Below are 14686 nucleotides of genomic sequence, written 5' to 3' on the forward strand. Positions count from 1 at the left end.
TGCTTATTTAATAGTCATTTGATGTTTGCTGGCCGCTAAATGGGGCTGCCCTATAGCTATGGCTAAATTTCTGCTAAAATCCCGCCAAATTTACTACCAGTGTTAATTTCGAGGTAACAACATGTCGCAAGCGAGTGCAACGGCGCAGCAAGTAGTACGCGATCATTTAGAGGGCATAACTTGCCGCCCGCCTTTAACCGAGGTGCAGCAGGCCTCTTATAAGGAGCAAATCAAAGCTCTGTTAAAGCGTGAGAATGCGGTATTAGTGGCCCATTACTACACCGACCCGCTAATTCAGCAGCTAGCTGAAGAAACCGGCGGCTGTGTTTCGGATTCACTGGAAATGGCCAGGTTTGGTCGCGACCATCCCGCTTCTACCCTGATTGTGGCAGGGGTGAAGTTTATGGGTGAGACCGCCAAGATACTCTCTCCCGAAAAGCGGGTATTAATGCCTACCTTAGAGGCTACCTGCTCACTGGATATAGGCTGCCCCATAGAAGAGTTTGATGCCTTTTGTAATCAGCACTCAGATCGCACCGTAGTGGTCTATGCCAACACCTCAGCGGCGGTTAAAGCCCGAGCTGACTGGGTGGTGACATCCAGCATAGCCCTACAGGTGGTAGAGCACTTGCACGCCAAGGGTGAAAAGATTTTATGGGCTCCCGATAAGCACTTGGGCAGCTATGTGCAACGTGAAACCGGTGCCGATGTATTGCTGTGGGACGGCTCTTGTATAGTGCATGAGGAGTTTAAAGCCAAGGCCTTAGAGGATATTAAAAAGGTTTATCCCGAGGCGGGCATATTGGTACACCCCGAGTCGCCACAGTCTATTGTTGAGATGGCCGATTATGTGGGCTCTACCTCGCAAATCATTAATGCAGCCAAAACTCTGCCCAACAAGCAGTTTATCGTCGCCACAGACCAAGGTATCTTTTATAAGATGCAACAGGCGGTGCCCGATAAAGAGCTGATTATCGCCCCTACTGCCGGCAACGGCGCCACCTGTCGCAGCTGCGGCAACTGCCCGTGGATGGCCATGAATGCGGTAGACAATATGACCGAAGTGCTGGAGTCCGGCAGCAACGAGGTGTTTGTAGATCCCGGCTTAGCTGAGCGGGCGATGAAGCCGTTAACGCGCATGCTAGAGTTTTCAGCGGCTAAAAAATAATCAGTCAAAGCGCCAATAAAAAGGCCGCCGTACCTTGCAGTACCGCGGCCTTTTTTATGCTCTTGGGAGCGGGGAACTAGAGATTTTTAAGCGCCAGCTTTAAATCATTAATTTGACTGATGCGCTCATTGATCCGCAGGGTGGTGAGGTGGTCGTTTTTGATAAGCGGCAGGGCATAGGAAAGCTGGGTAGTGGCCTTATCCAAGATGCCGTTGAGCACAAAGTACTCCGCCCTGGCCTGATGCACCCCAACTATATTACCCGCCAGGCCATAGGCCTCTGCTAGCTGGTACCACACTTCTGGGTTTTTCTTGTGCTTTTTAACATGCTGCTCCAGTAATTCGGCGGCCTTTGGGGCTTGCCCTGTTTTTAATAAAAACTGGGCCAAGGTCATGGTTAGCGGGTGATTAGCCAAGGATAGCTCCAGGGCATCTTCTAAGCGCTGTATACCTCGCTCACTGTTGCCGCTGGCTACATCTAGCTCACTGGCGGCAATAATATAGGGGATTTGGTTGGGGCTGGCAGCCAGCAGCGGCGCCAGTAGCTGTTGCGCCTCGACAATTTGGCCGTCGCGGGTTAGGGCCAGTATCAGGCCGTATTGATCGGCTTCGGGGTTACGGCTGCGGCTGTTGAGCTTGGCGCGAAAGTTTTTTACCGCCTCGCGGCTATTATCAATCAGGCTAAGCTCGGCTCTGGCGCGCATCAGCTGGTAATACATATTGTCGGTATAGAGCTTACGCGGGTATTGGTTGGCTCGGCTGCGGGTATCGGCTATGCGCTTTTCGGTCACGGGGTGAGTGAGCAAAAATTCCGGTGGCCGGGTGCCAGCAAAGCGCGAGGCCTTAAGCATATTGCTAAACATGGCTGAGGCAGCATAGGGGTCTATACCGGCCTCTACCATGGTTTGCATGCCTATGCGGTCGGCTTCTTGCTCGTTGCCGCGGCTGTAGCGCAGCTGATTTTGCAAGCTGGCGGCCTGGGTGGCGGTGATAGCGGCCATACCGGCGTTGCCGCCTTCGGTGGCGGCTAATAAAATCCCCGCCAGCATACCCGCCATATTGGGTATGGCGTTGCGGCGCTGTTGCTCTACGCCGCGGGCAAAGTGGCGCTGGCTTAAGTGGGCTAATTCATGGGCCAAAACGGTAGAGAACTGCGCCTCGGTCTCGGCATAGGTAAATAGGCCCGTGTGTATGCCCACTACGCCACCGGGTACGGCAAAGGCGTTAATGGTGGGGTTATCGACGATGACCATGTCCAGGCGGCGATCTTTTAGCTGGCTATAGGTGGCCAGGTGGTACACCGTGTGCTCTAGATAGTCTTGCAGCATGGGGTCGTTAATGGTTTTTACTTGGCTGCGAAAGGACATTAGCCAAGCCCGGCCCAGCTTATACTCTTGCTGTAATGAAAACAGGCTGGATGAGCTGTCGCCCAGTTCGGGCAGTACGGCTTTATTGTCGTAACTTTGCGCGCTGGCACTCAAGTTGTAAGCAAGCGCGCTTAAGATTAAAGCGGCTGCGGCGCCAAGGTGGCTAAGGGGCTTGCGGCGATTTAGCGTTTTATAGGGCACAGGCGTCTCTTTGTTGCGCTTTTGTTAAATTCATAGCTTGATAGTAACCAGCATTGCTAGTAATTGACAATCTTCAGCGCTGAAAGTTGCTGTTACTGTGCCTGCGCCCATAGCCCAGTGAATAGGCAAACAGTTATACTCGCCACTGGCTTGAAGCTTGTTGCTTTGAGGTTTATAAAGTTGAAACTTACAAAAGCGAATTATGTCAGAGCACATTCACGAATTAGACCTGCGTGGCCTGCAGTGCCCTTTGCCCTTATTAAAAACTAAGCTGCATTTAAATGGCATGGCCGTGGGCGAGCGGGTGCGGGTGCTGGCCACCGATGCGGGCTCTTTGAGAGATTTTAAAAGTTATACCGACTTAAGCGCCCATAGGCTAATTAGTAGCCAGCAACAGCAGGGCGTGTATATTTATGTGATAGAGCGGGGCTAGGCCCTATTTATTCACCATATGTTTTAAACAGCAACGAACCTATTCAACACCCTAAGAGATAATGGCATGGTAGCGGTACTTAAAAAATGGCTGGATCATCTGTTTGCCAATGAAGAGGCTTTAATTTTATTAATGCTGATTTTCGGCAGCTTGCTGCTGGTGATTAGCATGGGCGATGTGTTGGCGCCGGTCATCGCCAGTATTATTTTTGCGTTTTTAATGCAGGGCACAATCGCTCAGCTAACTCGGCGCAATGTGCCCAGCTGGTGTGCCATCACTCTGGCCTATACCTTGTTTGTGGGTATGTTTATGGCGGTGATGTTTTTATTGCTGCCTTTGGCTTGGCGTCAGTTGGCGACTTTGTTTCAAGAGCTGCCGGCGATGATAGCCAAAGGCCAGCAGTTGTTACTGGTATTGCCCGAGCGCTACCCCGAGTTTGTTACTCATGGCCAAATTAGGGATTGGGTTAGCCTAACCAAATCGGAGCTGGGTAATATAGGGCAGTGGTTGCTGTCGTTTTCGTTTTCTAATTTAGCCAATGTTATGGGCTTGCTGATTTACATCGTGTTAGTGCCCATTATGGTGTTCTTCTTTTTACGCGATAAAGATGCCTTGCTGGCATGGCTGTCATCTTTCCTGCCTGCTCATCGCCCTATGCTCAATAAAGTCTGGGTGGAAATGAATGATCAGGTTGCCAACTATGTGCGCGGTAAAGCGATAGAGATTTTTATAGTGGGCGGTGTGTCCTATATTGCCTTTGCCCTTATCGGTCTAAATTATGCCGCGCTTATGGCTCTGTTGGTGGGCGTGTCGGTGCTAATCCCCTATATAGGTGCCGCAGTGGTGACCATACCCGTGGCTATGGTGGGGTATTTTCAGTGGGGCGGCGGCTCAGAGTTTATGACCTTGATTATTATTTATGCTGTTATCCAGGCGCTGGATGGTAATGTGCTGGTGCCCTTATTATTTTCTGAGGCGGTCAATCTGCACCCCATAGCAATTATTATGGCGGTATTAATTTTCGGTGGCCTATGGGGCTTATGGGGAGTGTTTTTTGCCATTCCTTTGGCCACCTTAATCAAAGCAGTATTAAATGCTTGGCCCAGTAAACAGTCAGCAGCGGTATAAGGATTAAAGCGTGAATAAAGTTGTAAAAGGCCCATTGCTGGGTCTGTTGGGTGTTTTTTTAGTAGCCTGTTCATTTTTTCCTTATACGCAGCAGCCAATAGTCAGCGACAACGACAGCCGCAGCTATCAAGCCTTAGTATTGAATAATCAGTTAAAGGTATTGTTAATCTCTGATCCACGCGCCGATAAAGCGGCAGCCTCGTTAGATTTACATATAGGTAGTCGTCAAGATCCGCAGCAGTCCGAAGGGTTGGCGCATTTTTTAGAGCATATGTTGTTTTTGGGTACCGAAAAATACCCAGAGCCCGGTGAGTATCAAGCCTTTATTAGTCAGCACGGTGGCAATCACAATGCCTATACAGCCTTTGAACACACCAATTATTTTTTTGATATAGAGCCACAATATTTAGAACCTGCGCTGGATAGATTTGCCCAGTTTTTTGTGGCCCCTTTATTTAGCCAGCAATATGTAGAGCGCGAAAAAAATGCGGTGCACTCTGAGTATATGGCTAAGTTGAAAAGCGATGGCCGCAAATCGCTGGATGTATTTAAAGAGCAAATTAACCCGCAGCACCCTTTTGCTAAATTTAGTGTGGGTAATTTAACGACTTTATCTTCCAGTACCGAGGGGGAGTTGCGCGCGCAGTTGATAGCATTTTATCAGCAATATTATTCTGCCAACCTCATGAGCCTAGTGGTAATAGGGCGCGAACCGCTAAGCGAATTGCAAACCATGGTGCAATCGCGCTTTGCGGCCATAGCTAATCGCAAGGTACAGCTTGCAGAGGTTAAGCAGCCCTTGTTTACTCCCGGGGCTTTACCCAAGCAAATTCTGATACAGCCCGAGCGCGAGCAGCGTACGCTAACACTAAATTTCCCAGTTGATGATGTTTATCAGCATTACCAAAAAAAGCCGCTGGTCTACCTAGGCAATATTATTGGTCATGAGGGCAAGGGCAGCTTGTTATCCTTTTTAAAACAGCAGGGCTGGGCCGAGGCACTGAGTGCCGGTGCTGGTTTAAGCTATAAAGGCGGCGCTAATTTTAATATCACCATTAAGCTTACCGAGCTGGGCTATCAGCAATACCCGCAGGTGACTAAGGCGGTGTTCCAATTATTAGTAGCTATGCAGCAGGCTGGGCCGCAGGCTTGGCTGTATGAAGAGCAGGCGAAAATAGCTGCCAATCATTTTCGCTATCAGGAGTCCGTCGCACCTATACACTATAGCCGGCAGCTGGCTAGCTATATGCATTATTACCCCATGCAAGATGTGCTGCGTGGCCCCTATATGATGGAGCAATTTGATGCTGATTTAATTCGCCATTATTTGGCGGCGCTAAACCCGCATAATCTGTTGCTCACACTAACCGCGCCGGAAGTGGCGGTTGATCGCCATAGCCACTATTACCAAACACCTTATAGTACTCAGCCTATTGACCCATCGCAGTTGCAAGCTTGGTCGCAGGCTGAGCCCAATCCCGCATTGCAGCTACCCAGCCCTAACCATTTTATTGCCAGCGATTTTCAATTGTTGCCCGCAGCTGACCCTAGCCCGGTGCCGCAATGGCTGGTGCAGCAGCCACACTGGCGCTGGTGGTTTAAAAACGATGACAGTTTTAATATTCCCAAAGGCTTTATCTCGATTAGTTTACGTTCGCCCATGGCTGGGCAGAGTGCTCAGCAAGCGGTATTGCTAAAACTTTATGCGCGCATGTTACAAGAGCAGGTCAACGAGTATGCCTATCCGGCAGCCTTGGCGGGTTTAAATTATTCGCTAAAAAATCATATGCGTGGCTTGAGCTTAAAAGTGTCGGGCTTTAATGAAAAGCAGCCGCTGTTATTTAAAACGATTTTAACTGCCGTGGTGCAACCGGAGTTTGATGAGCAGCGCTTTGCTACCATCAAGGCAGATATGCAACGCAGTTTGGAAAATGCCGTTAAGCAGCAGCCCTATAACATGCTAATGAATGACTTAACCCAATTAATGTATCGCTCATTGTTTACCGAGCAAGACAAACTCAAGGCGTTAACGCCGTTGACCTTAGTTGATTTACAAAACTATGTGGCGGGTTTTTTACAGCAGTTAGATGTAGATGCCTTAGTCTATGGTAATTACAGCCGACAGCAGGCCCAGGCTATCGCTGCTACTGCACAGCAACTATTGCCAGCGCCAGCGGCCGCTGACTTTGTGTTGCCCAGCATAGAGATACGCAAGTTAGCAGCCCAGCCCAGCGCTATCTCGGTGGCCAATGAATATAGCGATGCGGCCTTGCTTTACTATGTGCAAGCAAGTGATGACTCACCTGCCAGCCGGGCGACCTTAGAAGTCGCTGCACAGTTATATCAAGCCGATTTTTACACATCGCTGCGCACCGAAAAGCAGCTGGGCTATATTGTGACTTCGGGCTCATACCCCATGCACAAAGTGCCTGGCTTGTTTTTTGTGGTGCAGTCACCCGTGGCCGGGGTGCAAAGCTTGCAGCGAGAGTTTCAGCAGTTTCTTGCCGACAAGCAGCAGGGCTTGGCGCAGTTAAGCGAGCAGGAGTTTCAAAAAGCTAAGCAAGTACTGGTGGCGCGCTACGCCCAAAAAGACAGTAACCTAGGCGAAAGCCAAGAGCGTTTTTGGCAGGACATAGCGCTGGGTGAATACGGTTTCGACTCTAGGCAACAGCGCATAGCAGCGCTTAATGCACTGAGCTTTACCCAGTGGCAGCAACTGATACAGCAACAGCTGTTTGCCGACAATAGTCGCAGCCTATGGTTGTACACGGCCGGTAAGCTTGAGCAAGGCGAGGGCGAGCAAGAGGCCGCTTTGATTAACCCACCGGGGCAATCGCTAGAGGCATTTTCAGCCCAACAGGGGTATTATTCCTTTCAATAACAATACATGGATAACGCTCAATTGAGTGTAAGGGCTGGCTTATGTCTCACGCGCTAGTGGTTGATGACTCCCGCACCTCTTCCGCCATGCTGGGGAAGATGCTTAAAAAGCACAATATAGAAACCGTTAACGTGGACTCAGCCGAGCAGGCCTTGGAGTATTTACAAAGCGCCAGGCCAGCAATGATCTTTATGGATCATATGATGCCCGGCATGGATGGCTTTGATGCGGTAAAGGCGATTAAGGCAGAGCCTGCGCTGGCCAATATCCCCATTATTATGCACACCTCAAAAAGCGGTGATATCTACGTAGGTCATGCTCACGCCTTGGGGGCTGCGGACATACTGAGCAAGCCCGCCACTGATAAAGCGCTAAGTGAGGTGCTGGCGCGTTTGGCGCAACATGAGGATATGCTAGAAATCCCCGAAGTCCTTACCCGCGATGAAACCCCAGAGCCTGTGCGCCACCCCACCCTAGAGCAGCCCGCCATTACCCAGCCCATGCTGCAAGCTATCCAATATGAGGATGAAGGCTATGCAGGCCAGAGCCAATCTGGCTGGCTTAAAATCACCGCAGCCTTCATGTTTATAGGCTTAATCGTAATGACGGTGCTGGCCAGCACTGGGCGCTCTGAGCGCGAGGCCTTGTTGGATCAGCAGCGCGATCTGTATCAGCTCAGTGCCTGGGCGGCCAGCCAAGCGGCCTATTATGATTACGGCGAATTGCCTTTAGCGGGGCAGCGCTTACGTTTAATCGAGGGCCTGGTTACGCGTTTGGTGGCTATGGGCTTTAAGGGGGAGTTGCATATAGAAGGGCATATAGGGGCTTTTTGTCTCAGCGAAACGCTAATTGATGGTGGCGAGCAAATCTTGCTGCTAGCCCCAACGGACCTGCCGTTGGCCGCCTGCAGTCAGCTGGGCATGCCAGCGGGGCAGGCGCGTCTGGCCTCGGTGGAGCAAAGCGAAGCCTTTACCCGCTTTGTTAATACCTCACCTTTACTCACCAGCACTGGCTTACGCCTAGTGATTACGGGCAAGGGCAGCCGTGAGCCCTTGTATGATTACCCCGCAGATAGTGAAAGCAGCAATGCCGGGGATTGGAATACCGTGGCATTACAAAACAACCGCTTGCTGTTTTCCTTAGTGCCAGACTAGCCTTTTGTGCTGCTGGGTAGCGTTGGTCTTAGGGCCTAACGTTAGGATTTATCGCTGCTCCTATAATTAGATGATTTTCAGCAAGTCAAAAATGGAATATAATCCCTTGAATAAAATTTCCAAAATTACTTGATTTACTGTAGTATTTTTACAAGTCAAGTGAGACGCCCTATACCGTCTATAATGACTAAGCTCTTATACCGCGAAGTGCCCGTAGTAACCCTACGGGCACTTTCATAAGGGCGACCTCAATAAATCGTAAAACGAATATGCTCGAGGAATACTATGCAGCAGGATAAGGATCCCATTGAAACGGCCGAATGGATAGAGGCCTTGGATGATGTTATCAAGCACGGGGGGCATGAACGCACCTCATTTTTGATGAAAGTGTTAGCAGAGCACGCGGCGCAAGCCGGTGCGCCCTTACCTGCTGCAACTACCACCCCTTTTTCAAACACCATAATGCCCCATGAAGAGCGCCGCATGCCCGGCGACTTATTTATGGAGCGACGTATACGTTCGTTAATTCGTTGGAATGCCTTAGCCATGGTTATGCGCGCCAACGATAATGACGATGGCTTGGGCGGCCACATATCTTCGTTTTCTTCCGCCGCCACCTTATACGACATAGGCTTTAACTACTTTTTTAAAGGCAATGATAACGGCCCCGGCGATTTGATTTTTTATCAGGGTCACAGCGCCCCCGGTATGTACGCCCGCTCTTATTTAGAAGGCCGTATTACCGAAGATCAGCTAGACGGCTTCCGCCGCGAAGTGGATGGCAACGGTCTATCTTCCTACCCGCACCCTTGGTTAATGCCCGACTACTGGCAGTTCCCCACCGTTTCTATGGGCCTGGGCCCTATACAGGCTATCTACCAAGCCCATGTAATGAAATACCAACAAAGCCGCGAGTTGCTAGATCACAGCGACCGCAAAGTTTGGGCTTTTCTAGGTGACGGCGAGTGTGATGAGCCGGAATCACTGGGTGCTATCTCACTGGCTGGCCGCGAGCGCTTAGACAACCTGATTTTTGTGGTTAACTGTAACCTGCAGCGTTTGGATGGCCCGGTGCGCGGTAACGGCAAAATCATCCAGGAGCTAGAGGGCGTATTCCGCGGCGCCGGCTGGGATGTCATTAAAATTGTTTGGGGCCGCCACTGGGATGCCCTGCTGAAAAAAGACAAAACCGGTTTGCTGCAAAAGCGCATGGACGAAGTCTGTGACGGTGAGCTGCAAAACTACAAGGCCAACGGCGGCGCTTACACCCGTGAGCACTTCTTTGGTAAGTACCCCGAGTTATTAGAGTTGGTTAAAGACTTATCCGACGACGATATTATGAAACTTAACCGTGGCGGCCACGACCCATACAAAGTGTATGCCGGTTATGCACAAGCGGTGAAAAGCACTGGCAAACCTACGGTAGTGCTAGCCATGACCGTTAAAGGCTATGGCATGGGCTCATCGGGTGAAGCGCAAAACGAAACCCACTCGCTGAAAAAGCTAGACGTAGAAAATCTGAAAAAATTCCGCGACCGTTTTGCTATTCCTGTTACCGACAGTGAATTAGAAAACGTACCTTACTATCGCCCCGCGCCCGATAGCCCTGAAATGCTTTATATGAAGAAGCGCCGCGAAAGCCTTGGTGGCTATATACCCTCGCGTAAAGCGGATTTTGAAGCACTGGAAGCGCCCAGCTTAGAAACCCTAGGCGGGCAATTAAAATCCAGCGGCAAGCGTGAAATTTCTACCACCATGTCCTTTGTGCGTACCCTTTCAACGCTAACCAAGGATAAAAAGATAGGCGAGCGCATAGTGCCCATCGTACCTGATGAGGCCCGCACCTTTGGTATGGAAGGCATGTTCCGCCAGCTAGGCATATACTCATCGCAGGGTCAGCGTTACACGCCTCACGATGCCGACCAGATTATGTTCTACAAAGAAGATAAAAAAGGTCAAATTTTAGAAGAGGGTATTAATGAAGCGGGTGCATTCTCGGCTTGGTTGGCCTGTGCGACTTCGTACAGCAATCACCAATACCCCATGGTGCCGTTTTATATTTATTACTCCATGTTTGGTTTCCAACGCATCATGGACTTGGCTTGGGCGGCGGGTGATTCGCAAGCGCGCGGTTTCCTATTAGGTGCCACCGCTGGTCGTACTACGCTTAACGGCGAAGGTTTGCAGCACCAAGATGGCCATAGCCAATTAATGGCCAACATGATTCCTAACTGCCGCTCTTACGATCCGGCTTATGCCTACGAGCTCACTGTCATTATCCAAGACGGTTTGCGTCGTATGTATCAGGAAAAAGAAAACTGCTACTACTACATCACCTTAATGAACGAAAACTACGTGCAGCCAGAAATGCCTGCGGGCGTGGAAGAAGGCATTATCAAAGGTATGTACCTGCTCAAAGAAGCTAAAGGCAAGGCTAAGCACCGCGTGCAATTAATGGGTGGTGGTACCATCCTGCGCGAAGTGGAAGCTGCGGCTGAAATTTTAGCCAATGACTTTGCCGTAGAGGCCGATATCTGGAGCCTCACCAGTGTTAACGAACTGCGCCGCGAAGGCTTGGCCGTTGACCGCTGGAACCTATTACACCCCGACCAAAAGCCCAAGGTTTCCTATGTGGCTGAGCAATTAGCGGGCCGACCCGGGCCGGTCATTTGTTCTACCGATTATATGAAATCTTACGGTGAGCAAATCGCGTCTTATGTAGAGTCGCGTTTTGTAGTGCTAGGCACCGATGGCTATGGTCGTTCTGACACCCGCGCACAGTTGCGTAGACACTTTGAAGTCGACAGAAACTTTGTGGTGGTTGCCGCGCTTAAAGCCTTGGCTGACGACGGTGCAATTAAGCACAGCGTTGTTGCTAAAGCGATTAAGCAGTTAGGTATTAATGCTGATAAGCCTGACCCCATGCACAGCTAAGCATGGCGCAACCCTAGGTGATAACAGAACAAAATAGAAGGATGTAAGTGTGAGCATTCAAACAGTAAAAGTACCGGACATAGGCGGTGACGAAGTTGAAGTCATTGAGATCTGTGTTGCGGTAGGCGATCAAATTGCCGCCGAAGACTCCATCGTAGTGTTAGAGTCAGATAAAGCTTCTATGGAAGTGCCAGCACCTTTTGCCGGCACAGTAAAAGCTATTAACGTAGCCGTAGGTGATAATGTTTCTGAAGGCGCCGCTTTACTAGAAGTGGAAGTTGCCGGTGAGGCTGCGGCCGAACCCGAGGCAGCCCAGCCAGCGCCTGCTGCTGAGCCAGAATCGGAATCAAAGCTAGAGCCAGAACCAGAGCCTGCCGCGCAAGCTGCAACCGCAGCTAGCGCTGTGGAAGTTATAAACGTACCTGACTTTGGTGGCGGTGAAGCCGAGGTAATAGAGCTTTGTATTAAGGCCGGTGATGAAATAGCCGAAGGCGATTCCATCATCGTATTAGAAACCGATAAGGCCTCTATGGAAGTGCCCGCCCCTAAAGCTGGTAAAGTCGTATCGGTGATTATTGCCGAAGGCGCGCAAGTTAGTGAAGGAGCCGCCCTTATTGAATTAGCAGTGGCCGCAGCCTCAGCTCCCGCCGCTGCAGCAAAACCTGCCGAGCAGGCCGCGCCCGCGGCGCAGCCCGCCCAAGCTGCTGCGCCAGCGAGTAGCGCGCCAGTAGCTAACACTGCTACTGCAGTGGAAACGATTAAGCTACCCGACTTTGGTGGCGGTGAAGCCGAAGTTATCGAAGTTTGTGTTGCCGCCGGTGATGAAATAGCCGAAGGCGATTCCATCATCGTATTAGAAACCGACAAAGCCTCTATGGAAGTGCCCGCACCTAAGGCCGGTAAAGTGGTTTCTATCACTATATCGGTAGGCTCGCAGGCCAGCGAAGGTGATGCCGTTTTAGAATTAGAAGTGCAGGGGGCTGCTGCCGCGCCTGCCAGTGCGCCAGCTCCAGCGCCGGCTGCTGTTGCCGCCACTGCTACGCCTGCGCCTGCTGCCGTTGAGGCCGCTCCCCAGCAGCGCGTTTCTGGTAGGGACTTTGTTGGCGATGCCATGTATGCCGGCCCTGCAGTGCGCAAAATTATGCGAGAGTTTGGTGTTGATGGTTTAAAAATCAAAGGCACTGGTCCCAAGGGCCGCATCTTAAAAGAAGATGTACAAAAATTTGTTAAAGATGCGCTAGCTAATAAGCCTGCTGCGGTGACGGGCGGCTCAGGCATACCGCCTATACCCGCTGTAGATTTTGCTCAGTTTGGTGAAGTGGAAATTAAACCGCTAAGCAAAATCGCTAAAGTGACTGCCGCCAATATGCAGCGCAGCTGGTTAAACGTGCCGCATGTTACTCAGTTTGACGATGCTGATATTAGCGACCTGGAAGATTTTAGAGCCAATCTAAAAGCGGAAGCCGAAAAGCGCGGGGTTAAAATTACGCCACTGCCTTTCTTGTTAAAAGCCTGTGCCAATGCTCTGCGCGCCAACCCGATTTTTAACAGTTCTTTGGATGCTACCGGCGAAAACCTGGTGTACAAAGATTATGTGCATATAGGCATGGCCGTCGATACACCAGCTGGTTTAATGGTGCCGGTAATACGCGATGTCGACAAAAAATCGATTTGGGATTTAGCGGCGGAAACTGCCGAGCTAGGTGCCAAAGCCAAAGATAGAAAACTCAAGCCAGCGGATATGCAGGGCGGTTGTTTTACTATTTCCAGCTTGGGCAATATAGGCGGTACAGGTTTTACGCCTATAGTGAATGCGCCAGAAGTCGCTATTTTGGGTGTCTCCAAATTAGCAGTTAAGCCGGTATGGGATGGCAGTGAGTTTGTGCCTCGCAAGATGTTACCTTTGGCATTGTCTTACGATCATCGCGTGGTTAATGGCGCGGATGCCGGTAGGTTCTTTACTTACTTGAGCAGCTTATTGGCCGATATACGTCGCTTAGCTTTATAGGCTGTTAATAGAACCAAATCAAAGCCGCTCACTGAGCGGCTTTTTTTTGCTTGTTGCTTGGGGGTGTTTAAAGGGGGCAGGTTATTTTTATTTCAACAGAGGGTTATGGACTCCGGCTTAACGCATGCCGGAATGACATGAGCTGCACTACCGCTGCGTCACCCCAAACTTGATTTGGGGGCCATAGGCTACGGAGAGAGATGCATGGAATGTTAATAGATTCCGGCTAACAACATGCCGGAATGACGTGAGCAGCGCTATCAGTACGTCACCCCAAACTTGATTTGGGGTCCATAGGCTACGGAGAATAGATGCATGGAATGTTAATGGATTCCGGCTAACAGCATGCCGGAATGACATGAGCTGCACTGCCGCTGCGTCACCCCAAACTTGATTTGTGGTTCATAATCTGGGGATTAAAAATAAGGTGGAAAATATTAATCAACGATGTGGCTGGGATAAGATGGCGCTGTTGGCTGGCTGGGTAACTGTTTATATTGACTGCTGTAAGTATTGTAACGGGCGATAATTTTCGCTATCACGCCTTCGCGCTGCAAGTCGGCAATAATCTTGTTAATGGGGCCGATTAGTTCGCTTTGGCTAGATTTTTTGGAAATGGCGATGTGGTAGTTGAGTTCGTCTATAGTGGGTTCTGCAAAAGTCAGCTTTTCTCTTAATGTATATTTGTCGGCTAAATACAGTGCCGTTAACTCATCGATGGCTCCTAACTTGATGCGTTTTCCGCCTACCATTTTTATTAAAATATCATCGGAGAGCACTGGAAAAATAACATCTTTACTACTATCGCCCAGTAGATTAACTAATTTATCGTACATGGCGTAATCTCTAACGGCGGCTATTTTTAGGCCTATAAAGTCCTCTTTAGTTTGCCAGTGAAAACCTTGCGGGAATTGCTGCTTATGATAAACCAATTTAGAGCTCTGTTTAAAAAGCGGTGCCGAGTAACGCAAAAACTCACTGCGGGCCTGCGAGTAAATAATCCCGGGTAGGGCGTCCATGCGCCCTGCGCGCACTTCGACTATGGCACGGCTCCAGGGCATGGCGTGTATTTTGGCGTCAACACCGGGGATGCGAGCAAAAATTTCATTAATAAGTTCAACTAATATGCCCTGGTTAATTTGCCCATTGTCATCAGCAATAAGATAGGGCGGCCAATCATCGGTGGCAAAGTTCAGGATTTTTAATTCAGCGCTAGCAGCCGTGCTAAGTAATAGGCAAAAGCTAAGGCAGGCTGTTAGGTGCTGAATAGGATGCATGGCGAGTCTGCATAGGGATAAGAGTAAGTTGCGGCTAAGCTTAGTTAAATAGGCTTAGTTAAATAAGATTTGTTAAAAAGGCTTAGTTAAATAAGCTGGCGGCCTGTTACCAGTCTAGCAGAGTTTATAAATGGAA

At 50.0% G+C, this 14686-nt stretch carries 9 protein-coding genes; 7 read left to right on the top strand and 2 right to left on the bottom strand.

The window, feature by feature from the left end:
- Positions 1-121 precede the first annotated feature (121 nt).
- Positions 122-1168 (top strand): quinolinate synthase NadA, encoded by a 1047-nt coding sequence (gene nadA / locus NO559_RS14045; RefSeq protein WP_258332500.1) that lies wholly within the window; start codon positions 122-124, stop codon positions 1166-1168.
- A gap of 76 nt (positions 1169-1244) precedes the next feature.
- Here the strand turns inward: nadA and NO559_RS14050 are convergent, their stop codons facing one another.
- Complete coding sequence (locus NO559_RS14050) at positions 1245-2735, bottom strand: M48 family metalloprotease (protein WP_258332501.1); 1491 nt, start codon at positions 2733-2735, stop codon at positions 1245-1247.
- Positions 2736-2937: 202 nt separating this feature from the next.
- Here NO559_RS14050 and NO559_RS14055 point away from each other — a divergent pair, with 202 nt between their 5' ends.
- The 6 genes from NO559_RS14055 to aceF all read left to right on the top strand — a co-directional run bounded on the left by NO559_RS14055 (position 2938) and on the right by aceF (position 13273).
- Positions 2938-3168, top strand: a complete 231-nt coding sequence (locus NO559_RS14055; protein ID WP_258332502.1) for a sulfurtransferase TusA family protein — start codon at positions 2938-2940, stop codon at positions 3166-3168.
- Positions 3169-3234: 66 nt separating this feature from the next.
- The gene (locus NO559_RS14060) at positions 3235-4296 is read left to right on the top strand and encodes an AI-2E family transporter (RefSeq protein ID WP_258332503.1); all 1062 of its coding nucleotides are present in this window, start codon (positions 3235-3237) and stop codon (positions 4294-4296) included.
- A 10-nt stretch (positions 4297-4306) separates the two neighbouring features.
- Positions 4307-7177 carry an insulinase family protein gene (locus NO559_RS14065; RefSeq protein WP_258332504.1) on the top strand — a complete coding sequence of 957 codons (2871 nt, stop codon included), beginning with the start codon at positions 4307-4309 and terminating at the stop codon, positions 7175-7177.
- Between the two features lie 41 nt (positions 7178-7218).
- A complete protein-coding gene (locus NO559_RS14070) occupies positions 7219-8331 on the top strand; it encodes a response regulator (protein WP_258332505.1) in 1113 nt (370 codons plus the stop codon).
- 285 nt (positions 8332-8616) lie between these two features.
- Positions 8617-11265, top strand: a complete 2649-nt coding sequence (aceE, locus tag NO559_RS14075; protein WP_258332506.1) for a pyruvate dehydrogenase (acetyl-transferring), homodimeric type — start codon at positions 8617-8619, stop codon at positions 11263-11265.
- A gap of 49 nt (positions 11266-11314) precedes the next feature.
- Entirely contained in the window at positions 11315-13273 is a 1959-nt protein-coding gene (gene aceF, locus NO559_RS14080; protein ID WP_258332507.1) for a dihydrolipoyllysine-residue acetyltransferase, read from the top strand.
- A gap of 437 nt (positions 13274-13710) precedes the next feature.
- On the opposite strand, the gene NO559_RS14085 is transcribed toward aceF, so the two are convergent.
- The gene (locus tag NO559_RS14085; RefSeq protein ID WP_258332508.1) at positions 13711-14550 is read right to left on the bottom strand and encodes an ABC transporter substrate-binding protein; all 840 of its coding nucleotides are present in this window, start codon (positions 14548-14550) and stop codon (positions 13711-13713) included.
- Between the last annotated feature and the right edge of the window lie 136 nt (positions 14551-14686).

The organism is Dasania sp. GY-MA-18, from assembly GCF_024734385.1.
Taxonomy (GTDB): domain Bacteria; phylum Pseudomonadota; class Gammaproteobacteria; order Pseudomonadales; family Dasaniaceae; genus Dasania; species Dasania phycosphaerae.